The 21,471-nt window shown below is 70.8% G+C and carries 19 protein-coding genes; 10 read left to right on the top strand and 9 right to left on the bottom strand.

Annotated elements, in window-relative coordinates; all coding sequences use genetic code 11:
• Nucleotides 1-112: 112 nt before the first annotated feature.
• Nucleotides 113-1,957: a DNA helicase RecQ gene (gene recQ / locus IF46_RS0129050; RefSeq protein ID WP_030491587.1), complete on the bottom strand. Its 1,845-nt coding sequence runs from the start codon at nt 1,955-1,957 to the stop codon at nt 113-115.
• A gap of 75 nt (nt 1,958-2,032) precedes the next feature.
• Entirely contained in the window at nt 2,033-2,377 is a 345-nt protein-coding gene (locus IF46_RS0129045; protein ID WP_030491586.1) for a hypothetical protein, read from the bottom strand.
• A gap of 252 nt (nt 2,378-2,629) precedes the next feature.
• On the opposite strand from IF46_RS0129045, the gene rapZ reads away from it, so the two are divergent.
• From rapZ to IF46_RS0129005, 8 genes are all read left to right on the top strand, one after another.
• Nucleotides 2,630-3,532 carry an RNase adapter RapZ gene (gene rapZ, locus IF46_RS0129040; protein ID WP_051724249.1) on the top strand — a complete coding sequence of 301 codons (903 nt, stop codon included), beginning with the start codon at nt 2,630-2,632 and terminating at the stop codon, nt 3,530-3,532.
• Entirely contained in the window at nt 3,529-4,518 is a 990-nt protein-coding gene (locus tag IF46_RS0129035; RefSeq protein ID WP_030491584.1) for a gluconeogenesis factor YvcK family protein, read from the top strand. The genes rapZ and IF46_RS0129035 overlap by 4 nt, the downstream gene beginning before the upstream one ends.
• A 54-nt stretch (nt 4,519-4,572) precedes the next feature.
• Nucleotides 4,573-5,553 carry a DNA-binding protein WhiA gene (gene whiA / locus IF46_RS0129030; RefSeq protein WP_030491583.1) on the top strand — a complete coding sequence of 327 codons (981 nt, stop codon included), beginning with the start codon at nt 4,573-4,575 and terminating at the stop codon, nt 5,551-5,553.
• Between the two features lie 265 nt (nt 5,554-5,818).
• The gene (gene gap, locus IF46_RS0129025; RefSeq protein ID WP_030491582.1) at nt 5,819-6,823 is read left to right on the top strand and encodes a type I glyceraldehyde-3-phosphate dehydrogenase; all 1,005 of its coding nucleotides are present in this window, start codon (nt 5,819-5,821) and stop codon (nt 6,821-6,823) included.
• Nucleotides 6,820-8,019, top strand: coding sequence for a phosphoglycerate kinase (locus IF46_RS0129020; protein ID WP_030491581.1), 1,200 nt, complete (start codon nt 6,820-6,822; stop codon nt 8,017-8,019). Before gap ends, IF46_RS0129020 begins: the two co-directional genes overlap by 4 nt.
• Nucleotides 8,020-8,811, top strand: a complete 792-nt coding sequence (tpiA, locus tag IF46_RS0129015; protein WP_030491580.1) for a triose-phosphate isomerase — start codon at nt 8,020-8,022, stop codon at nt 8,809-8,811. It abuts the gene before it with no gap.
• Nucleotides 8,812-8,907: 96 nt separating this feature from the next.
• Nucleotides 8,908-9,168: a preprotein translocase subunit SecG gene (gene secG, locus IF46_RS0129010; protein ID WP_030491579.1), complete on the top strand. Its 261-nt coding sequence runs from the start codon at nt 8,908-8,910 to the stop codon at nt 9,166-9,168.
• A gap of 140 nt (nt 9,169-9,308) precedes the next feature.
• On the top strand, nt 9,309-9,650 hold the full coding sequence (locus IF46_RS0129005) for an RNA polymerase-binding protein RbpA (RefSeq protein ID WP_030491578.1): 342 nt from the start codon (nt 9,309-9,311) through the stop codon (nt 9,648-9,650).
• Between the two features lie 17 nt (nt 9,651-9,667).
• Here the strand turns inward: IF46_RS0129005 and pgl are convergent, their stop codons facing one another.
• The 6 genes from pgl to tkt all read right to left on the bottom strand — a co-directional run bounded on the left by pgl (nt 9,668) and on the right by tkt (nt 18,211).
• Nucleotides 9,668-10,438 carry a 6-phosphogluconolactonase gene (gene pgl / locus IF46_RS0129000; RefSeq protein WP_030491577.1) on the bottom strand — a complete coding sequence of 257 codons (771 nt, stop codon included), beginning with the start codon at nt 10,436-10,438 and terminating at the stop codon, nt 9,668-9,670.
• A gap of 145 nt (nt 10,439-10,583) precedes the next feature.
• A complete protein-coding gene (locus tag IF46_RS0128995) occupies nt 10,584-11,600 on the bottom strand; it encodes a glucose-6-phosphate dehydrogenase assembly protein OpcA (protein ID WP_030491576.1) in 1,017 nt (338 codons plus the stop codon).
• The gene (zwf, locus tag IF46_RS0128990; RefSeq protein ID WP_030491575.1) at nt 11,597-13,150 is read right to left on the bottom strand and encodes a glucose-6-phosphate dehydrogenase; all 1,554 of its coding nucleotides are present in this window, start codon (nt 13,148-13,150) and stop codon (nt 11,597-11,599) included. The genes IF46_RS0128995 and zwf overlap by 4 nt, the downstream gene beginning before the upstream one ends.
• 2 nt (nt 13,151-13,152) lie before the next feature.
• A complete protein-coding gene (locus IF46_RS0128985; RefSeq protein ID WP_030491574.1) occupies nt 13,153-14,802 on the bottom strand; it encodes a glucose-6-phosphate isomerase in 1,650 nt (549 codons plus the stop codon).
• A gap of 76 nt (nt 14,803-14,878) precedes the next feature.
• Nucleotides 14,879-16,057 (bottom strand): transaldolase, encoded by a 1,179-nt coding sequence (gene tal, locus IF46_RS0128980; protein WP_030491573.1) that lies wholly within the window; start codon nt 16,055-16,057, stop codon nt 14,879-14,881.
• Nucleotides 16,058-16,072: 15 nt separating this feature from the next.
• The gene (tkt, locus tag IF46_RS0128975) at nt 16,073-18,211 is read right to left on the bottom strand and encodes a transketolase (RefSeq protein ID WP_030491572.1); all 2,139 of its coding nucleotides are present in this window, start codon (nt 18,209-18,211) and stop codon (nt 16,073-16,075) included.
• A 265-nt stretch (nt 18,212-18,476) separates the two neighbouring features.
• On the opposite strand from tkt, the gene IF46_RS0128970 reads away from it, so the two are divergent.
• Both IF46_RS0128970 and IF46_RS0128965 read left to right on the top strand, forming a co-directional pair.
• On the top strand, nt 18,477-19,430 hold the full coding sequence (locus IF46_RS0128970) for a heme o synthase (RefSeq protein ID WP_030491571.1): 954 nt from the start codon (nt 18,477-18,479) through the stop codon (nt 19,428-19,430).
• Between the two features lie 392 nt (nt 19,431-19,822).
• Entirely contained in the window at nt 19,823-20,158 is a 336-nt protein-coding gene (locus IF46_RS0128965) for a hypothetical protein (RefSeq protein ID WP_030491570.1), read from the top strand.
• Between the two features lie 259 nt (nt 20,159-20,417).
• Here IF46_RS0128965 and IF46_RS0128960 read toward each other — a convergent pair whose 3' ends face one another.
• Nucleotides 20,418-21,383 (bottom strand): COX15/CtaA family protein, encoded by a 966-nt coding sequence (locus tag IF46_RS0128960; RefSeq protein ID WP_157563622.1) that lies wholly within the window; start codon nt 21,381-21,383, stop codon nt 20,418-20,420.
• Between the last annotated feature and the right edge of the window lie 88 nt (nt 21,384-21,471).

The following is a 21,471-nucleotide window of genomic DNA, read 5'->3' as shown; positions in this document are numbered from 1 at the left end:
GTCGAGCACCTCGCCGACTGGATCGCCACCCGCGGCTACTCCACCAGCTGACCCACACGCAATCGAAGGGCCGGACCCCACCACGGGGCCCGGCCCTTCGGCATGCGCGTACTCAGTCGGTGGCGAGGACAGTCAGGATTTGCTCGCCGTACTTGGCGAGTTTGTTCTCGCCGACCCCGCTGACGCGGGACAGCTCGGCGAGCGTGCTGGGCGCGTCGCTGGCGATCTGTCGCAGGGTGGCGTCGTGGAAGATCACGTACGCCGGGACGCCCTGCTCTTTGGCGGTTGCCGCCCGCCAGCCGCGCAGCCGCTCGAACAGCGACGCGGCGGCCGGGGTCAGCTCGGCCACGACGGTGGCCGAGCCGCGCGGCTTCGACGAGCGGCTCGATGCGGGCTTCTCCGGCTCGCGGCGCATGGTGACCGTGCGGCGGCGACCGAGGACGTCGGCGCTCGCGTCGGTGAGCGCCAGCGTGCCGTAGTCGCCCTCCACGGCGAGCAGCCCTTCGGCGAGCAGTTGTCGGACCACGCCCCGCCACTCGGCCTCACTGAGCTCGGAGCCGATGCCGAAGACGGTCAGCGAGTCGTGACCGTACTGGCTGATCTTGTCGGTCTGCTTGCCGAGCAGGATGTCTATGCAGTGCCCGGCACCGAAGCGCTGGTTGCGTTCGCGGTCGAGCCGGAAGATGGCGGAGAGCAACTTCTGGGCGGCGACGGTGCCGTCCCAGGACTCCGGTGGGGTGAGGCAGGTGTCGCAGTTGCCGCAGGCGGCCGTCGACGTCTCGCCGAAGTATTCGAGCAGTTGGACCCGCCGGCAGCGCACCGTCTCGCAGAGGGCGAGCATCGCGTCCAGGTGGGCGGCGAGGTTGCGGCGGTGGGCGAGGTCACCGTCGGACGTCTCGATCATCTTGCGTTGCTGGACCACGTCCTGCAGCCCGTACGCCAGCCAGGCGGTGGAGGGCAGGCCGTCGCGGCCGGCACGGCCGGTCTCCTGGTAGTAGCCCTCGACCGACTTGGGCAGGTCGAGGTGGGCGACGAACCGGACGTCGGGTTTGTCGATGCCCATGCCGAAGGCGATGGTGGCGACCATGACCAGGCCGTCTTCGCGCAGGAAACGCTGCTGGTTGCGAGCGCGGGTGCCCGCGTCCAACCCGGCGTGGTAGGGCAGCGCGGCGACCCCGTTGGCGGTAAGGAACTCCGCGGTCTTGTCGACCGAGGCCCGGGACAGGCAGTAGACGATGCCGGCGTCGCCCGGGTGCTCGTCGCGCAGCAGGGTCAGCAACTGCTTGCGGGGCTCCCGCTTGGGCACGATCCGGTACTGGATGTTGGGCCGGTCGAAGCTGGCCACGAAGTGCCGGGCGTCGTCGAGGTTGAGCCGGGTCGCGATCTCGGTACGGGTGGCGCTCGTCGCGGTGGCGGTGAGCGCGATCCGGGGCACCTCGGGCCACCGCTCGTGCAGCATCGACAGCGCCAGGTAGTCGGGGCGGAAGTCGTGCCCCCACTGGGACACGCAGTGCGCCTCGTCGATCGCGAACAGGGAGATGCGCCCCCGGTCCAGCAGGGCGAGGGTGGACCGGACGCCGAGCGCTTCGGGGGCCAGGTAGAGCAGGTCCAACTCGCCGGCGACGAAGGCCGCCTCGACCCGCCGTCGGGCGTCCAGGGTCTGGGTCGAGTTGAGGAAGCCGGCGCGTACGCCGACCGCGGTGAGGGCGTCCACCTGGTCCTGCATGAGCGCGATCAGCGGGGACACGACGACCGCGACGCCCTCGCGGACCAGGGCGGGGATCTGGTAGCACAGCGACTTGCCGCCACCGGTGGGCATCAACACCAGCGCGTCGCCGCCAGCGACCACATGGTCGATCACGTCCTGCTGGAAACCACGGAACGCGTCGTAGCCGAAGACCCGGCCCAGCACGTCCAGGGCGCCGGAGGCGGTACGCAGGTCGGTGGGAGAAGCCATCCGGGGAGTCTACGAGCCCACCCGGACAGCGCCCGCCCGGCGCACCCGAGCGGTGGGGTGCGCCGGGCGACGCGGTCAGCCGGGCTGGCTGGATCGGTTGGCCAGGCCGCGCGGCGGGGCCTTCATCCCGACCACGATGTCGACGATCTCGATGTAGCGGGCCTTGTTGCCCATCCGGAAGGCGGTGGCCGCCGCGTTGATCTCTTCGAGGGTGTCGGCCTCGACCATGGTGACCTGGTCGTACTTGCCGTTCACCCCGGTGCAGACGACGTGGGTGAGCTGCTTGGCGAAGCGGCCCAGGTCGCGGGCGTGCTCGGCGGAGACCTCGTGGATGCCCTCGCGGCCGAGAGCGAAGTACTCGGGGTTGATCCGCATGAACAGGAAGCCGACGTATTTGTTCTTGTCCGCCAGGTCGTGCATCGCGCCCTCCAGGTGTCGGTTTGACCTGCGACGATCACGGTGAGCGTATTGACAACTACTGATCGTTATCAAGGGTGGGTGGCTGTCGGGAGGGCGACCGTCGAACGGTCCGCAGCCGCCGCTCGGCCACGGGTGCCCGGCCTCGACCCGGCGGCGGGATAGAGTCGCTGATTGACCAATCGCGGCCGAGGGCGGCCGCGGCGCCACGGCTTGGGGGTACGGGTGAGCGAGGCGCGCACAGCCGGTGACCGGATCGACGGCCCGGCCGCCGATGACGAGCAGTTGACGCCCGAGTCGGAGACCACCCTGGTGGTGGTCACCGGCGTCTCCGGGGGTGGCCGCAGCACTGTCGCCCGGGCGTTGGAGAACGTCGGCTACTACGTCGTGGACAACCTGCCGCAGGCCTTGATGCTGGACATGGCCGAGCTGGCGTTCAAGGCGGGCGGGGCGGCCCGGCGTACCGCGATGGTGCTGGACGTGCGGTCGCGGGCCTTCTCCACCGACCTGGCCGGGGCGATCCGGGAGCTCAAGGAGCGCGGGTTCTCGCCCCGGGTGGTCTTCGTCGACGCCGACGACGAGGTGCTGATCCGGCGGTTCGAGAGCGTTCGCCGGTCGCACCCGTTGCAGGGCGACGGGCGGCTGGCCGACGGCATCGCCGTGGAGCGCGGCCTGCTCGAGGAGGCGCGCGACCAAGCCGACGTGATCATCGACACCAGCCACCTGAACGTCAACCAGCTCCGGCGGCGCATCGAGGAGCTGTTCGGCGGCGAGGACGCCCGCCGGCTGCGGGTGACCGTGCTGTCGTTCGGCTTCAAGTACGGCCTGCCGCCGGACGCCGATTTCGTGCTGGACGCCCGCTTCCTGCCCAACCCGTACTGGGTGCCGGAGCTGCGTGAGCACACCGGGCGGGAGGAGGCGGTCAGCGCGTACGTGCTGGGCCAGGAGGGCGCGGACGCCTTCGTCGCCTCGTACGCCGACCTGGTCAACGCCACCACGACCGGCTTCGAGCGGGAGGGCAAGCGGTACCTGACCGTCGCCGTGGGCTGCACCGGCGGCAAGCACCGCAGTGTGGCCATCTCCGAGGAGTTGGCCAGCCGACTGCGCCACTCCGGGCTGGCGGCGAACGCCCAGCACCGCGATCTGGGGCGGGAATGACGGCCCGGCGGGTGGTGGCGTTCGGAGGCGGGCACGGCCTCTCCGCCTCGCTGCGCGCGCTGCGCCACTGCGCTCCGGAACTCGACCTCGACATCACCGCAGTGGTGACGGTGGGTGACGACGGGGGCTCCAGTGGTCGACTGCGAGCTGAGCGGGGTGGCCTGCCCCCGGGGGATCTACGTCAGGCGCTGGTGGCGTTGGCCGGGGATCACCCGGCCACCCGGCGTAGCGCCGCGCTGTTCCAACATCGCTTCGCCGACGCCCGGCGCGGCACCGACGGGGCGTCAGCCGGCGTCGACGGTCTGACCGGGCACGCGGTGGGCAACCTGGTGCTCTGCGGTCTCATGGAGCTGCTCGGTGACCCGGTGGCCGCGCTGGAGCACGCCGGCGCGATGCTCGGCACGGTGGGCCGGGTGTTGCCGATGTCCCGCCAGCCGGTCGGCATCGAGGCGCGGGTACGCGGTGTCGACCCGGCCGCCCCCGACGAGGTGCGCACGGTGAGTGGCCAGCACCAGGTGGCCGTCACCACCGGGCGGGTCGAGTCGCTGCGCCTCACCCCGGGCGCCCCGCCGGCCTGCGCCGAGGCCATCGAGGCGATCCGGGCGGCCGATTGGTTGATCTTCGGGCCGGGCAGCTGGTACACCAGCGTGCTGCCGCACCTGCTGGTGCCGCAGTTGGCCGACGCGATCGTGTCCACCTCGGCTCGGCGGCTGGTCACGTTGAACCTCGCCGCCGAGAAGGAGACCCTCGGGCTCTCCGTGGCCGACCATCTCGCGGCTCTGCACTGGTACCTGCCCGAGCTCAAGGTGGATCTTGTGCTCGCCGATGCCAAGGCGGTGGGTGACCCCGAACCGGTCGAACGTGCGGCAGAATCGCTGGGTGCCCGCCTGGTCCTCGCCCCCGTCGCCGTCGTCGACGGCACTCCCCGCCATGATCCGGCTGCCCTGGGCGCCGCGCTGGTGCCTGTCCTGGGCTCCGATCGTTAGACACGTACGTAATCTCCGGCGACACGCCGGAACAGGTCCGTGAGGGGACGCACAATGGCGATGACGGCCGCGGTCAAGGACGAGCTGAGTCGGGTCGACGTGCCCAAGCCCTGCTGTCGGCGGGCGGAGATGGCCGCGCTGCTGCGCTTCGCTGGTGGGCTGCACATCGTCTCCGGCCGCGTGGTGGTGGAGGCCGAACTGGACACCGGGGCGGTGGCCCGGCGGTTGCGCCGGGAGATCGCCGAGGTCTACGGGTACCCCAGCGAGATCCACGTGCTGGCCTCCGGCGGGCTGCGCAAGGGCAGCCACTTCATCGTGCGCGTGGTCAAGGACGGCGAGGCCCTCGCGCGGCAGACCGGCCTGCTCGACGTGCGGGGCCGCCCGGTGCGGGGGCTGCCCCCGCACGTGGTGGCGGCCAACGTCTGCTGCGCGGTCTCCGCGTGGCGGGGCGCGTTCATGGCGCACGGCTCGCTCACCGAGCCCGGCCGCTCCAGCGCCCTGGAGATCACCTGCCCGGGGCCGGAGTCGGCGCTGGCGCTGGTCGGCGCGGCCCGGCGCATCGGCATCACCGCCAAGAACCGCGAGGTACGCGGGGTGGACCGGGTGGTCGTCAAGGACGGCGACGCGATCGCCGCGCTGCTCACCCGGATCGGCGCGCACTCCAGCGTGCTGGCGTGGGAGGAGCGTCGGGTACGCCGCGAGGTGCGGGCCACCGCCAACCGGCTCGCCAACTTCGACGACGCCAACCTGCGCCGCTCGGCGCGCGCGGCGGTCGCCGCCGCCGCCCGGGTCACCCGTGCGCTGGAGATCCTCGCCGAGGAGGCGCCCAACCACCTGACCGACGCCGGGCGGCTGCGCCTGGAGCACCGGCAGGCGTCGTTGGAGGAGTTGGGCGCGCTGGCCGACCCCCCGCTGACCAAGGACGCCATCGCCGGCCGGATCCGCCGACTGCTGGCGTTGGCCGACAAGCGAGCCCGCGACCTCGGCATCCCGGATACGGAAGCGGCAGTCACGCCCGACATGCTCGTGGTCTGATAGGACGGTGGGGCCGCACGGTGCGTCCGGGGCACGACCCGGCGCGGCGTGGTCTCGCACGCTCGGATATGGTCGCTGAGTACGGCAAGGGGGCCGACACCGGCACTTCTCGTCGTGCCCACCGCCTCGGGCGGTCAGGTCCTCAGACCGCGCGGCGGGGTGGCCGAGATGAACCGTCGACGGCCGGCTCCAACGGTCGGCGCACACCATTCCCGCCGGCCCGTTGTCTGAAGCCGGCGGACCAGAACGCGAGGAGATGGGACCTGTGACCATCCGGGTTGGCATCAACGGCTTTGGCCGAATCGGCCGTAACTTCTTCCGGGCAGTGCTGGCGTCTGACGCCGACATCGAGGTCGTGGCGGTGAACGACCTGACCGACAACGCCACGCTCGCCCACCTGCTCAAGTACGACAGCATCCTCGGTCGCCTGCCGTACGAGGTCAAGGCCACCGCCGACGAGATCACCGTCGGTGGCAAGACCATCAAGGCGTACGCCGAGAAGGACCCGTCGAAGCTGCCGTGGGGCGAGGTCGGCGCCGACGTCGTCATCGAGTCGACCGGCTTCTTCACCGACGCCACCAAGGCCAAGGCGCACGTCGACGGCGGGGCCAAGAAGGTCATCATCTCCGCCCCGGCGAAGAACGAGGACGTCACCGTCGTAATGGGTGTCAACCACGACACCTACGACCCGGCGAAGCACACCATCATCTCCAACGCTTCGTGCACCACCAACTGCCTCGCCCCGATGGCGAAGGTTCTGCACGACACGTTCGGCATCCAGCACGGTCTGATGACGACGATCCACGCGTACACCCAGGACCAGAACCTGCAGGACGCGCCGCACTCGGATCTGCGTCGGGCCCGCGCCGCCGCGCTGAACATCGTGCCGACCTCGACCGGTGCCGCCAAGGCGATCGGCCTGGTCCTGCCGGACCTCAAGGGCAAGCTCGACGGGTACGCCCTGCGGGTGCCGATCCCGACCGGCTCGGTCACCGACCTCACCGTGAACGTGGCTCGTGAGACCACCGTGGACGAGGTCAACGCCGCGCTGAAGGCCGCTGCGGATGGCCCGCTCAAGGGCATCCTGGTCTACAACGAGGACCCGATCGTCTCCTCGGACATCGTGACCGACCCGGCGTCGTGCATCTTCGACGCGCCGCTGACCAAGGTCGTCGGCAACCAGGTCAAGGTCGTCGGCTGGTACGACAACGAGTGGGGCTACTCCAACCGCCTGGTCGACCTCGTCAAGCTGGTCGGTTCGTCGCTGTGAGCATCCGGACCCTCGACGACCTGCTCGCCGAGGGGGTGTCGGGTCGGCGCGTGCTGGTGCGCGCCGACCTGAACGTCCCGCTCGACAAGCAGACCGGTGCCATCACCGATGATGGCCGGATCCGCGCGGTGCTGCCGACGCTCGGCGCGCTGGTCGAGGCCGGCGCGAAGGTTGTCGTCTGCTCGCACCTGGGCCGCCCGAAGGGCGCTCCGGACCCGCAGTTCAGCCTGGGCCCGGTCGCCGGGCGGCTCGGTGAGCTGCTCGGCGCGCCGGTGCGCTTCGCCACCGACACCGTCGGTGATTCCGCCCGCTCCACCGTCGCTGACCTGGCCGACGGCCAGGTCGCCCTGTTGGAGAACCTGCGCTTCAACGCCGGTGAGACCAGCAAGGACGAGGCCGAGCGGGGCGCGTTCGCCGACCAGCTCGCCGCGTTCGGCGACGCGTATGTGGACGACGCGTTCGGTGCGGTGCACCGCAAGCACGCGAGCGTCTTCGACGTGCCGGCCCGGCTGCCGCACGTCGCGGGTCGGCTGGTGCTGCGTGAGGTCGAGGTCCTCTCCAAGCTCACCGGTAACCCGGAGCGCCCGTACGTGGTGGTGCTCGGTGGGTCGAAGGTGTCCGACAAGCTTGCCGTGATCGAGGCGTTGCTGCCCACTGTCGATCGGCTGCTCATCGGCGGCGGCATGTGCTTCACCTTCCTCAAGGCCCAGGGCCTGGAGGTGGGCACCTCGCTGCTGGAGAAGGACATGGTCGAGACCTGCCGCAACCTGCTGGAGCGGGCCAACGGCAAGATCATGCTCCCGGTCGACGTGGTCGTCGCGGACGCGTTCGCTCCGGACGCCGCGCACGACACGGTCCGGGTCGACGGCATCCCGAGCCACCGGCTCGGCCTCGACGTCGGGCCGGAGACGGTGGCTGGCTTCAGCGCCGCGCTGTCCCAGGCTAAGACGATCTTCTGGAACGGCCCGATGGGCGTGTTCGAGATGCCGGCCTTCGCGGCGGGCACCCGGGGGATCGCCGAGGCGATCACCAAGGCCGACGCGTTCAGCGTCGTCGGCGGCGGTGACAGTGCAGCGGCGGTCCGTGCGTTGCGGCTGGACGAGACTGATTTCAATCACATCTCCACCGGCGGTGGCGCCTCCCTGGAATATCTCGAGGGCAAGACCCTCCCCGGTATCGCGGCCCTGGAGAACTGAATGTCGAGCACCACCCGCCGGCCGTTGATGGCCGGCAACTGGAAGATGAACCTCAACCACCTCGAGGCCAACCTGCTGGTGCAGAAGCTGGCGGCGAGCCTCACCGAGAAGCAGCTCACCGCCGTCGAGACGGTCGTGCTGCCGCCCTTCACCGACCTGCGCACCGTGCAGACCGCGGTGGACGGGGACAAGCTGCTGATCGGCTACGGCGGGCAGGACCTCTCCCCGCACGCGTCTGGCGCGTACACCGGGGATATCTCCGGGCCGCTGCTGGCGAAGCTCGGCTGCACGTACGTGGTGGTCGGGCACTCCGAGCGGCGGGCCTACCACAACGAGGACGACGCGCTGGTCAACGCCAAGGTCAAGGCGGCGTTGACGCACGGCCTGACGCCGATCCTGTGCGTGGGGGAGGGGCTGGACGTCCGCGAGCAGGGCACCCACGTGGCGCACTGCGCCGACCAGCTCGACGGGGGCCTCGCCGGGCTCACCGCGGAGCAGGTGCGGCAGGTCGTGATCGCGTACGAGCCGGTCTGGGCGATCGGCACGGGCAAGACCGCGACCCCGGAGGACGCCCAGGAGGTCTGTGGGGCGGTGCGCCAGCGACTGGCGGAGCGCTTCGACCAGGAGACCGCCGACCAGGTCCGGGTCCTCTACGGCGGCTCGGTCAAGGCGTCCAACGTCGCCTCGATCATGGCCCAGCCGGACGTCGACGGGGGCCTGGTGGGGGGCGCCAGCCTGGACGCGGAGGAATTCGCTCAGATCTGCCGGTTCCCGGAGCACCTCGCCCGCTGATCGCTCGGTATCCTTGACACCGCCCGTCCACCGGTCGGTGCCGCCGTGCCCGATCAGACCGGGCGAGGATCGCTACGAGAGGAACTGACCCCAGCCATGCCGATCTGGTTCGCATACACGTTGATCGTGTTGCTGGTCATCACGAGCATTCTGCTCACCATGCTGATCCTGCTGCACCGCGGCAAGGGCGGCGGTTTGTCGAGCATGTTCGGCGGTGGCGTCAGCTCCAGCCTCGCCGGCTCCTCGGTCGCGGAGAAAAACCTGGACCGCTACACCATTCTGGTGAGCGTCGTCTGGTTCGCCGCCATCATCGGGCTCGGGCTCTGGCTGCGCCTCCAAATGAACAGCGGCACCTGAGCAGGCTCAGTAAGTCGTACAATCTGCGCGCGGTTCGTCACTCGACGGGCCGCGCGCAGGCTTTTCTCCGCTGCACCGCGTCGCCCGCCGCTCCACCCCCGAAGACGGCGGGTCCCCTCCGACGACAGGAGCGAGCAGCCGTGCCGAATGGCAACGTTATCCGGGGAGCCCGAGTCGGGTCCGCACCAATGCGCCCGGACGAGCGGCACCAACCCGCCCCCCGACAGGACGTCACCTACTGGTGCCGCAACGACCACCGGATCGACATCCGGATCGCTGCGGACGTCGAGCCGCCGCCCCTGTGGGACTGCACCCGCTGCGGCCTGCCCGCCGGCCGGGACGCCCAGAACCCGCCGGGCCGGGTCCGCGCCGAACCGTTCAAGAGCCACCTGGCGTACGTGAAGGAGCGGCGCACCGCCGAGGAGGGGGAAGCCCTGCTCGCCGAGGCGCTCGCCGCGCTACGCCGTCGGCGCGGCGAGTAGCGGGCTCCTCCGCACGCTCAGCGCAGGCTGCGCAGCCGGGCCGGCACGTCCACTGCCGCCGCCCGGTCCAGCAACCAGCGGGTGCGGTCCACGCCGCGTACACCGGCGGCCGGCAACTGCACCGGCCCGGCGCCGGCCAACGCCATACCCACCGCGCGAGCCTTGTCGGCGCCGGCGGCCACCAGCCAGACCTCCTCGGCGGTGTTGATCGCCGCCAGGGTGAGGGTGGTCCGCGTCGGCGGCGGCTTGGGGCTGCCCCGCACCGCGCTGACCGGCCGGGTCTCGTAGCTCACCGGGTGCTCGGGGAAGACCGAGGCCACGTGGCCGTCCTCGCCGACGCCCAGCATCAGCACGTCGAAGTGCGGCAGCGTGGCGTGCCCGGGTCGAGCGGCGCGCGCCAACTCCTGCGCGTACGCGGCGGCCGCCGCCTCGGGGTCGTTGCCGGCCGGGCCGTCCGACGCTGGCATCGCGTGCACCCGGGCCGGGTCCAGCGGCACCACGTCGAGCAGGGCGGCTCGGGCCTGGGTCTCGTTGCGGTCCGGATCACCGGCGGGCAGGAACCGTTCGTCGCCCCACCACACGTCGACCCGGGACCAGTCCACCGCGTCGCGCGCCGGCAGCGTCGCCACCGCCCGGTACACGGCCGCGGCAACCCGACCTCCGGTGAGCACCACCGAGGCTTCACCCCGGTCGGCCTGGGCGTCGAGCAGCTTCACCAGCAGCCGGGCCGCCACCGCCTGCGCCAGCAGATCGGCGTCGGCGTGGACGGCGACACTCGCCTCACTCATGGGTTGCGCCTTCGTTTCCCGACCGCCCGGCGGTCGCTGATCGTGCCCGGGCCGGTCTGCCCGAGGTGGTGGGGCGAAAACCCCGGAGGTTGCGGGGCAGGGCCGGTGCGTGCCGGCCCTGCCCGACGTGGTGACTTGGCTGTGCTCAGCCCTGGCCGCTGGTGCCGGCGTGTGCGGTGACCCCGGCCTCGGCGCGCTTCGCGGTGGCCGGATCCTTCCAGACGTGGACCCGCTGCGGGGGGCGCTGCTCCAGCCCCCGCAGCCCGACCGTCGCGCCCAGCGCCTCCGCGTACACCTGGTCGGCGTCCAGACGGCGCAGCTCCTCGGCCAATTCGTCACCGAGCGGGCGACGAACCAGCGGCAGGGCCCGGTCGTCCTGACCCGTCCGCCGGAACACCGCCATGCTGTCCTCGCGGGTCAGCGTCAGCTGGTCGCCGTTGGCGCAGTTGAGCTGCACCTCCCGCATCCGAGGGAACTCGTCGCTGTCCACCCGACGGGGGGTGATGCCGAGCCGGCTGGACAGCCAACCGGCCATCAGCGCCGCCGTCGGGTCGGTGGGCGGCGCGACGATTGTCGCCTCGGTGACCTGGGCGCTGGTGGTGTCGAACGCCCCCGCGACCAGGGTGCGCCACGGGGTGATCCGGGTCCACGCCAGGTCGGTGTCGCCCGGGGCGTAGTCCCGGGCACGCTGCCGCAGCGCCTCCACCGGGTCGGCGGCCTGCGCGGAGTCGGTGATCCTCCGGTCGGCCACCACCCCGAGGAAGTCGGTGGCGATCTCCGCCGGCGGCTCGCCGTGCCACCAGGTGACCACCGGCACGTCGGGAACGAGCAGCGGCATCACGACCGACTCGGCGTGCAGGGCCAGCCGGCCGTACATCCGGGTGACCACCGCCTCGCACGGGCCGAGCCGGCCACCGACCACGATCTCGGCGTCCAGACGGTTGCGGTCCCGCTCGATCTCCGAGCGCACCACCACCACGAGCCGGCACGGGTGCGCGGCGGCGGCGATCGTCGCCGCCGCCTCCGCCTCCCGGACCCGCTTCTCGTCCACGACCACGATGAGGGTGAGCGCCATGCCGCTGGCCACCCCACCGGCGCTGCGCCGTTCGGCGGCGAGCGCCTTGACGACCTCGTTGCCGGTGGTGTCCCACAGCCCGATCATGCTCGTCTCCAAGCGCGGCCCTCGCGGGCCAGCATCTCGTCGGAGGCCCGTGGGCCCCACTCGCCGGCCCGGTACGGCTCCGGCGTGGTGCCCACCCAGGCGTGCTCCAGCGGGTCGATCACCTGCCAGCTCTGCTCGACCTCGGCCGCGTCCGGGAACAGGGTGCGGTCGCCGATCAGCACGTCCAGCACCAGACGCTCGTACGCCTCGGGGCTGGACTCGGTGAACGCCTCGCCGTACTGGAAGTCCATCGCGATGTCGCGGACCTCCATGGTGGTGCCCGGCACCTTCGAGCCGAACTTGAGCACCACGCCCTCGTCCGGCTGTACCCGGATGACCAGCTGGTTGTTGCCCAGCGACTCCATGTCGGCGTCGTTGAACGGCAGGTGCGGCGCCTTCTTGAACATGATGGCGACCTCGGTGACCCGCCGGGGCAGCCGCTTGCCGGCCCGGATGTAGAACGGCACCTCCGCCCAGCGGCGGTTCTGGATGCCCAGCCGCACCGCCACGTACGTCTCGGTGGTGGAGTCGGTGGGGACGTCCCGCTCGTCCAGGTAACCGACGGCGCGTTCGCCGCCGACCCAGCCGGGCAGGTACTGACCGCGCACGGTGTCCCGGGCGACGTCCTTGGGCAGGGTGATGGCCTTGAGTACCTTCAGCTTCTCGGCCCGGATCTCGTCGGCGTCGAAGCTGGTCGGCTCCTCCATCGCCACCAGGGCGAGAAGTTGCAGGAGGTGGTTCTGCAGGACGTCACGAGCGGTGCCGACGGTGTCGTAGAAGCCGGCACGGGTGCCGATGCCGACGTCCTCGGCCATGGTGATCTGCACCGAGTCGACGTACTTGGAGTTCCACAGCGGCTCGAACAGGTTGTTGGCGAACCGCAGGGCGAGGATGTTCTGGACCGTCTCCTTGCCCAGGTAGTGGTCGATCCGGAAGACGTCCTGCCGGGTGAACACGTCGTCGACGAGGTCGTTGAGCGCCTTCGCCGAGGGCAGGTCGTTGCCGAACGGCTTCTCCACCACCACCCGACGCCAGCCGCCGGACTTGTTGTTGTCGGCCATTCCGGTGCGGGCCAGCTGCTTGAGCACCACGGGGAACGCGGCCGGCGGGATGGAGAAGTAGAACGCCGCGTTGCCGGCGATGCCGTGCGTCTGGCGCAGGTCGTCAAGCGTCGCGGCGAGGGTGTCGAAGGCGGCGTCGTCGTCGAACGACCCAGGAACGAACTTGATGTTGCCGGCCAGCCGCGCCCACACCTCGTCCCGCCAGGGGGTGCGGGCGTGTTTGCGGGCAGCCTCGCAGGCCAACGTCTCGAAGTCGCCGTCGCCCCAGTCGCGGCGTGCGAAGCCGAGCACCACGAAGCCGGGCGGCAGCAGACCCCGGTTGGCCAGGTCGTAGACCGCGGGGAGCAGCTTCTTGCGGGCCAGGTCGCCGGTCACCCCGAAGATCACCAGAGCACAGGGCTCCGGGATCCGGGGCAACCGGCGGTCCTGCGGATCGCGCAGCGGGTTCACCGCAGCCACGTCGCTTCGCGCTTCAGTCACGTCGTCCATCCTCACGCCCGCAGATCACCGGCTGCGTCGAGCAGTTGGGCGACACCGGCGGCCCGGTCGGTCAGGTGCAACCGGAGCACCGGCCGCTCCCGCCCGGCGAGGGCCTGCCGGTCACCGGCGGCCTGCGCCGCCTGCAACTCACCGAAGGTGTACGGCTTGCCCGGCACCGCCAGGTCCTCGGCGACCGCGCCGGTCACCTGAAGGTAGCTGCCCACCTGCGGGCCGCCCTTGTGGTACTGGCCCGTCGAGTGCAGGAACCGGGGACCCCAGCCGAAGGTGACCGGCCGCCCACCCGCCTGGGCCAGCAGCGGCCGCAGCCGGGCCGCGTCGGCGTCGGCGAACCGGTCGAGGTACGCCATCACCGCGAGGTAACCGTCGTCGCCCAGCCCGTCGAGCAGCCAGCGCAGCACGCCGGCCAGATCCCCGGGGGCGCCCTGCGGGGCGTACACCTCGATCGCACCCTCGGTGAACGTCGGCGTCTCCGCCGGCAGGCCCGAGGCCAGGATCTTGTTGGTGTTCTCCTTGGACTCGGTGACGTTCGGCTGGTTGAACGGGTCGATGCCGAGCACCACGCCGGCCACCGCGGTGGCGTACTCCCAGGCCAGGAAGTGCGCGCCCAGCGGGCCGTTGACAGCCACGTCTGGCTCGGCGCCGCCGCCCGGAACGGCATCGGGGGCCAGCGCGCCGCCGTAGCTGACGGTCAGCACGTCCGCGCCAGAGGCGCCGGGGCTCTGCGGGGACTCCACGACCACCGGGAGGATGCCCACCCCGGCCTTGCCGGTCGACTCGGCGATCAACTGCTCGGCCCAGTCGCCGAGCCCGTCGATGCCGGTGCCGTCGGAGACCAGGGCGACCTTGTCACGGGCCAGCGTGGCCGCCGCGCCCAGGGCGGCGCCCAACGCCAGCGCCGGGTTGTTCTGGTCCGCGCCGAGCGACGCGGCCAGCGCGTCGGCCTGGTCGAGCAACTCCGCGACCTCGACCCCGGCCAGCGCCGAGGGCACCAGACCGAACGCGGTGAGCGCCGAGTACCGACCGCCGACGTTCGGGTCGGCGAGCACGGTGAACGCGCCCATCTCGGCCGCGGTGGCCTCCAGCGGCGAACCCGGGTCGGTGACGATGACGAAGTGCCGGCCTGCTTCCGCCTCGGTCATCCCGGCGTCCAGGAACGCCTGCCAGTAGGCGCGCCGGTGGCTGTCGGTCTCCACCGTCGACCCGGACTTGCTGGCCACCACCACGACGGTGCGCTCCAGCCGGTCACCGAGCGCCGCCCGGACCTGGCCCGGGTCGGTGGTGTCCAGCACGGTCAGCGGGCGACCCAGCGTCCGGGTGATCACCTCGGGGGCCAGCGACGAGCCACCCATTCCGGCGAGCACCACGTGGTCCAGGTCGGCCAACTCCGCGGTCAGCTCGGCCAACTGCACGAGCAGCTCACGGCTGCGCCGGTGGGTGTCCACCCAGCCCAGCCGGATCTTCGCCTCGGCCTCGGCGTCCGGACCCCAGAGGCTCGCGTCCTTGCCCGCCAACTTGCCCGGGACGCCGGCCTTGACCAGCGCGTCCCGGGTCGAGGCCGGCGCGGACTTGTCGACCGCGTCCGCGCCGTACACGGCGAGCCCGGCGGCTGCCTCCACCGGCCCACTAAGTAGGTCGCTCATGCCGTCACTCCGCTTCGCTGCGTGTCGTCATGAGGCACCTTCGCACTGAGCTTGCTGATTCGCTCGCTGCGCTCACTCATGCGTTGCCACCGGCCTTCTCGGCGGCCTTCGCGTTGCCCTTGGCGGCCTTGTTCGGCGAGCCCTTGCCCTTCGCCGCCGCCTCCAGGGACTTGCGAACGCCGTCGAGCAGCTCCTGCCAGCTGGCCTCGAACTTCTCCACGCCCTCGCGCTCCAGGGTGGCGATCACGTCGTCCATGTCCACCCCGACCGACTCCAGGTCCGCGAAGACCTTGCGGGCCGCGTCGTACGCGCCGGTGATGGTGTCGCCACGGGTCTCGCCATGATCGGCGTACGCGTGGATGACCGACTCCGGCATGGTGTTGACAGTGCCGGGGGCGATCAGCTCCTCGACGTAGATGACGTCCCGGTAGTCCGGGTTCTTCGTCGAGGTGGACGCCCACAGCGGCCGCTGCGGGTGCGCGCCGGCGGCGGCGAGCGCCTTCCAGCGGTCCGAGGAGAAAATTTCGGTGTAGCGCTCGTACGCCAGCTGCGCGTTCGCGATGGCGGCCTTGCCCTTCAGGGCCTTGGCCTGGTCGGACCCGATCTTCTCGAGCCGCTTGTCGACCTCGGAGTCGACCCGGGAGACGAAGAACGACGCGACCGAGCCGATCTTCGACAGGTCGTGGCCGTTCGCCTTGGCCTGCTCCAGCCCGGCGAGGAACGCCTCCATGACCGCCGAGTAGCGGTCCAGACCGAAGATCAGCGTGACGTTGACGCTGATCCCCTCGGCCAGGGTGGCGGTGATCGCCGGGAGGCCCGCCTCGGTGGCCGGGATCTTGATGAAGAGGTTGGGACGGTCGACAAGCCACCACAGCGCCTTGGCCTCGGCCACGGTCTTGTCGCTGTCGTGTGCCAGCCGGGGGTCCACCTCGATGGAGACCCGGCCGTCGACGCCGGCGCTGCCGTCGTAAGACGGGCGCATCACGTCGCAGGCCCACCGTACGTCGTACGTGGTGAGCATGCGCACCGACTCCTCGACCTCGATGCCACGGGTGGCGAGGTCGCGCAGCTGCCAGTTGTACTCGTCGGCGTCGCTCAGCGCCTTGGCGAAGATCGTCGGGTTGGTGGTGACGCCGGCCACGTGCTTCTCGCGGCGCAGCTGGTCCAGCCCGCCAGAGCTCAAACGCACCCGGGAAAGATCATCGAGCCAGACCGCCACACCCGCGGCGGTGAGCTCATTCAGCTTGTCCGTCATGCCATCCACGCTCCCTCAGTTGCCGGTCGTGAAACCGGTGATGTCGCCCACCCGGGCCAGCGAGGCGTGTGCTGCCGCCACGATCCGGTCGGGGGTGAACCCGAACTGCTCGAAGAGCACGGTGTGCGGGGCGCTCGCCCCGTAGTGCTCCAGGCTGACGCTCTCGCCCAGGTCACCGACGACACCGCGCCAGGACATCGCGATGCCCGCTTCCACGCTCACCCGTGCCTTTACCCCGCGTGGGAGCACCGACTCCCGGTACGCCTCGTCCTGCTCGTAGAACCACTCCTGGCAGGGCATCGAGACGACCCGGGTCGGGGTGCCGTCGGCCTCCAGCCGCTCCCGGGCGGTCAGGCAGAGCTGCACCTCGGAACCGGTGCCGACGATGATCACCTGAGGCTTGCCGTTGGACGCCTCGGCCAGCACGTACCCGCCCTTGGCCACGCCCTCCGCGCCACCCAGGACGTCGCGGTCCATGGTCGGCAGCGGCTGACGGCTCAGCGCCAACGCGGTGGGCCGGTCGGTGTGCTCCAGCGCCTGCCGCCAGGCCCAGGCCGTCTCGTTGGCGTCGGCCGGACGGACCACGTCCAGGCCCGGGATGGCGCGCAGCGCGGTCAGGTGCTCCACCGGCTGGTGGGTCGGGCCGTCCTCGCCGAGGCCGATCGAGTCGTGCGTCCACACGTAGGTCACCGGCAGCTTCATCAACGCGGCCAGCCGCACCGACGGACGCATGTAGTCGCTGAACACCAGGAACGTGCCGCCGTACGGGCGGGTGCCGCCGTGCAGGGCGATGCCGTTGAGGATCGCGCCCATGGCGTGCTCACGGATGCCGAAGTGCAGCGTGCGGCCGTACTCGTGACCGGGGAAGTCCTTGGTGGCGTGGGTGGCCGGGATGAACGACGGCTCGCCCTTCATGGTGGTGTTGTTGCTCTCGGCCAGGTCGGCCGAGCCGCCCCACAGCTCCGGGAGCACCGGCGCGAGCGCCTCCAGCACCTTGCCGGAGGCGGCCCGGGTGGCCACCCCCTTGGCGTCCGCCGGGAAGACCGGCAACGCGTTGGTCCAGCCATCGGGGAGTACGTGGCCAGCCAACCGCTCGTAGAGCGCGGTGCGCTCCGGGTTGGCCTTCTTCCAGGCGTCGAACCCGGTGGTCCACTCCTGCTGCGCCTCGGAGCCGCGGCTCATCACCGTGCGGGCGTGGCTGAGCACGTCCTCGTCGACCTGGAAGGTCTGCTCCGGGTCGAAGTCGAGGATCCGCTTGGTGGCCTTCACCTCGTCGGCGCCGAGCGCCGAGCCGTGGATCTTGCCGGTGTTCTGCTTGTTGGGCGCAGGCCATCCGATGATGGTGCGCAGCGCGATGAAGGAGGGGCGGCCGGTCTCCGCCTTGGCGGCCAGCAGCGCCGCGTACAGCGCCTCGGCGTCCTCGTGGTAGTCGCCCTGGTCGGCGTCGCCACTGCGCCAGTCGACGGTCTGCACGTGCCAGCCGTACGCCTCGTAACGGGCCGCCACGTCCTCGCTCTTGGCGATGCGGGTGTCGTCCTCGATGGAGATCTCGTTGTCGTCGTAGATCACCGTGAGGTTGCCCAGCTGCTGGTGCCCGGCGAGGGCGCTGGCCTCGTGGCTGATGCCCTCCTCGATGTCACCGTCGGAGACGATGCACCAGATGTCGTGGTCGAAGACCGACGCGCCCAGCTCGGCCTCGGGGTCGAACAGGCCGCGCTCGCGGCGGGCCGCCATGGCCATGCCGACCGCGTTGCCCAGACCCTGCCCGAGCGGGCCGGTGGTGGTCTCCACGCCCGGCGTGTGCCCGTGCTCCGGGTGACCCGGCGTCTGCGAGCCCCACTGCCGCAGCGACTTGAGGTCTTCCAGGCTCAGCGGGTAACCCGACAGGAACAGCTGGATGTAGAGCGTCAGGCTGGAGTGCCCGGCGGAGAGGACGAACCGGTCCCGACCGGGCCAGTTCGGATCGGCCGGGTTGTGCCGCATGACGCGGTTGAAGAGGAGGTACGCCGCGGGCGCGAGGCTCATCGCGGTGCCCGGGTGGCCGTTGCCGGATTTCTCTACGGCGTCCATGGCCAGCACGCGGACGGTATCTACGGCCCGGCGATCGAGGTCGGACCAGTTCAGTGCGGAGTGCTCGGGTCGTTTGGCAGCCACGATGGTTGTGCTCCTCGGCAGATGGGCGGAACCCTCACCGATGACCTTATCGAGCGTCCCTAAACGTGCGCCCAGGGATCTGTGCATGGTGTGCGCTACGTGACGATCTGGCTGCTCGGTTCAACCCGGTGGTGTGACGGCCCGCACCGTTGTCGGGTCGGCCGGGCAGCCAAAACGACGACGCGTAGTGTGTGGGTCGGTGTGCGGACCCAATCGGGCCCGGCCAATCCGATCTCCCCGTGCCGATGCCGGAAGGTGGCAATCCGTGAGCATGATCACCGAGCGCCCCGCGAGCAACCCGGCCGGGCAGCACCCGGCGCGGGCGGCCGAGGGCCCGGTGGCCCGGCGGGACGTGCGCGGCGTCATCTCGGCGTACGTGGCGCTCACCAAGCCACGGATCGTCGAGCTGCTGCTGGTCACCACCGTCCCGGCGATGATGCTCGCCGAGGGTGGGCTGCCGTCGCTGTGGCTGATGGCCATCGTGCTGATCGGCGGCTCGCTCGCCGCCGGGGCAGCCAGCGTCCTCAACTGCTACATCGACCGCGACATCGACCAGCTGATGCGGCGTACCAAGCGTCGGCCGCTGCCGGCGCACACCGTGTCGCCGCGAAGCGCGCTGATCTTCGGCCTGGTGCTGGCGGCGGTGTCGGTGGCCCTGATGGCGACCTTCACCAACCTGCTGGCCGCCGGCCTGACCCTCGCGGCGATCGCCTACTACGACCTCGTCTACACCCTGTGGCTCAAGCGCTCCACCCCGACGAACACCTTCTGGGGTGGCGCCTGCGGGGCGGCCCCGGTGCTGATCGGCTGGGCTGCGGTGACCGGCTCGCTGGCGCCGGCGGCCTGGGGGCTCTTCGCGGTGGTCTTCTTCTGGCAGATGCCGCACTTCTACCCGCTCGCCATGAAGTACAAGGACGACTACGCCCGCGCCGGCATCCCGATGTTGCCGGTGGTGGCCTCGGTCCGCCGGGTGAACGCCGAAATCCTGATCTTCGCGTGGCTCACCGTGCTTACCTCCCTGGCTGTCTGGCCGCTGGGGCTCAGCGCGATCTACGGGGTGCCGACCCTGGTGGTGGGCGCCATCTTCGTGGTCGAGGCGCACCGGCTCTGCCGGCGGGCGACGCGCGGCGAGGCGGTCAAGCCGATGCGGCTGTTCCACTGGTCGACGACGTACCTGACGATCGTCTTCGTGGCCGTCGCGCTCGACGCGCTGATCTGAGGCGTTCCCCGGCTCTGCCCTGCGGGGTTTGCCGCGGTGCTTTGTGTCGGTCGAATCGCGCAGCGCTGCTCTGCCGGTCGTCTTCGTGGTTCTGGTCGGCCGCCGCGCTGCGCTCTGCGCCGCTGGCGATGGGCGTCGATGATCTGCTGACTAATGATGGACGTGGATGAGTTGTCCGGCTTTAAGGTCACATCAGAGTAACTTTCGGCATGAGTCGGATCGGCTCAACCTAGGGCGGTTGGGTGGCGGTTTGCCGACGTGCTTTGAGCGCAAAAGTCCGCATATAATCGGACAGGAAACCTGTGCTCATCCTTAAACCTCTAGGTAATTGGCATCACAAAAGCTTCATGGTTCTCGCCCGACGGAGTGCAACTCTGCTTAGGCTTCGCGTCATGGCAGATGGTTCCGATACGACGCTGACGGCCGAGCAGACCGCTGGCGAGCAGGCGCCCCACGGCCTGGTCGCCGGCCTCAAGGCGTTCGCCGCCGGACACGGCGGCGCGAAGGCGGTCATCGAGTACGTCGGCAAGCGTGGCGCGCGAATCGTCCTGGTGGGTTCCGACGGTGAGTGGGGCGACCAGTTCGCCGACGACACCGTCACCGCCCGGGAGGCGTGCGCCAAGGCGGGAGTCACCGTCGAGAACGCCTGGGAGCGTGAACTGATGGACCAGATGCGTCCGAGCAACGACCTGTGGCGGTCGATGGCCCGGCGCACGATGGCCCGCTGAGATAGCAGTTGAACTGACCGACCACTACCAGTCGACCCGGGGGAAACCCCGGGTCGCTCTTGTTATCTGCGCCGAGCTGGTCGACCTCGACCCGGACGACGGCAGTTGCTCTACGCGCCGCGTCCGCGCCGTCAAGATCGCGCAATATCCCAGTTGTAGTGGTGTCGGCGCGCTGCGAAGCCACTACTTCCTGGTTCGAGCACGATCTCCGGCGCGGGTGCGATCTCGGCGCGGTAGCGGTAGCGGTCGCGGGCGTGGGTTAGGCGGTGACCGGCACGGGGGTGGGGGCTTCGGTCTGGGTGCCCTGCGGTGCCGGCGCCACCGAGTGGCGTTCCCGGGTCGACCACTGCACCGACAGGGTGGCCAGCAGCACCAGGCAGGAGCCGAGCATGTGCGCGCCGACCAGGAGCGCCGGCACGTGGGTGAAGTACTGCACGAAGCCGATCAGGCCCTGACCCAACTCCACGGCGACCAGCACGATCGCGGCACGGGTGGCCCGCTGCGCGCCGACGGCGCGGAACGCGAAGATCAGCGCCACCGACAGCCCGATCAGCAGGAAGACCCCGTCCGCGTGCACCTGCGAGATCGACTCCGGGTCGAGCCCGTTGCGGGCGGCGCCGTGGTCGCCGGCGTGCGGGCCGCTGCCGGTGACCCAGGTGCCGACGACCAGCACGGCGACGGTGACGCCGGTGGTGACCCGGGCCAGCGCGCGCAGCGGTGCGGGCACCACGGCCACGGTCGGGCCGTCGGGGTCGCCGACGCGCCGCCAGAGGGCGTACGCGGCGGCGATCACCCCCATCGAGGCGAGGAAGTGCAGCCCGACCACCCACGGGTTGAGGTTGGTGAGCACGGTGAAACCGCCGATCACCGCCTGGGCGGGAATGCCCAGGAACACCGCGACGGCCAGTGCGAGGAGCCCGGGTCGGCGGGGCCGGTGGGCCAGCACGCCCAGCACGGTGGCCAACGCGATCAGCGCCACCGCGAAGGTCAACATGCGGTTGCTGAACTCGATCACCCCGTAGACGCCCATTTCGGGCGTCGTGACGTACGAGTCGTCGGTGCACCGGGGCCAGGTGGGGCAGCCGAGGCCTGAGGCGGTCAGCCGGACGGCCCCGCCGGTGACGACGATGCCCACGTTCGCAATGATCGAGGCGAGCGCGAGGCGGCGCAGCAGGATGCCGGAGACCGGGGGGACGAATCGGTTCACGGCGCAAATCCTACGCACCGTAGTGATCGAGGTTCGTCCGACTCCGTTGGCGCGGTGGTTCGGATCACCGGGGCCACAGTTTGCGACCCTCCGGGTAATTACGTAA

Origin of the sequence: Micromonospora chokoriensis (genome assembly GCF_000718555.1) — a bacterium.
Lineage (GTDB): Bacteria > Actinomycetota > Actinomycetes > Mycobacteriales > Micromonosporaceae > Micromonospora > Micromonospora chokoriensis_B.
This window is presented reverse-complemented; position numbering and strand designations above follow the sequence as displayed.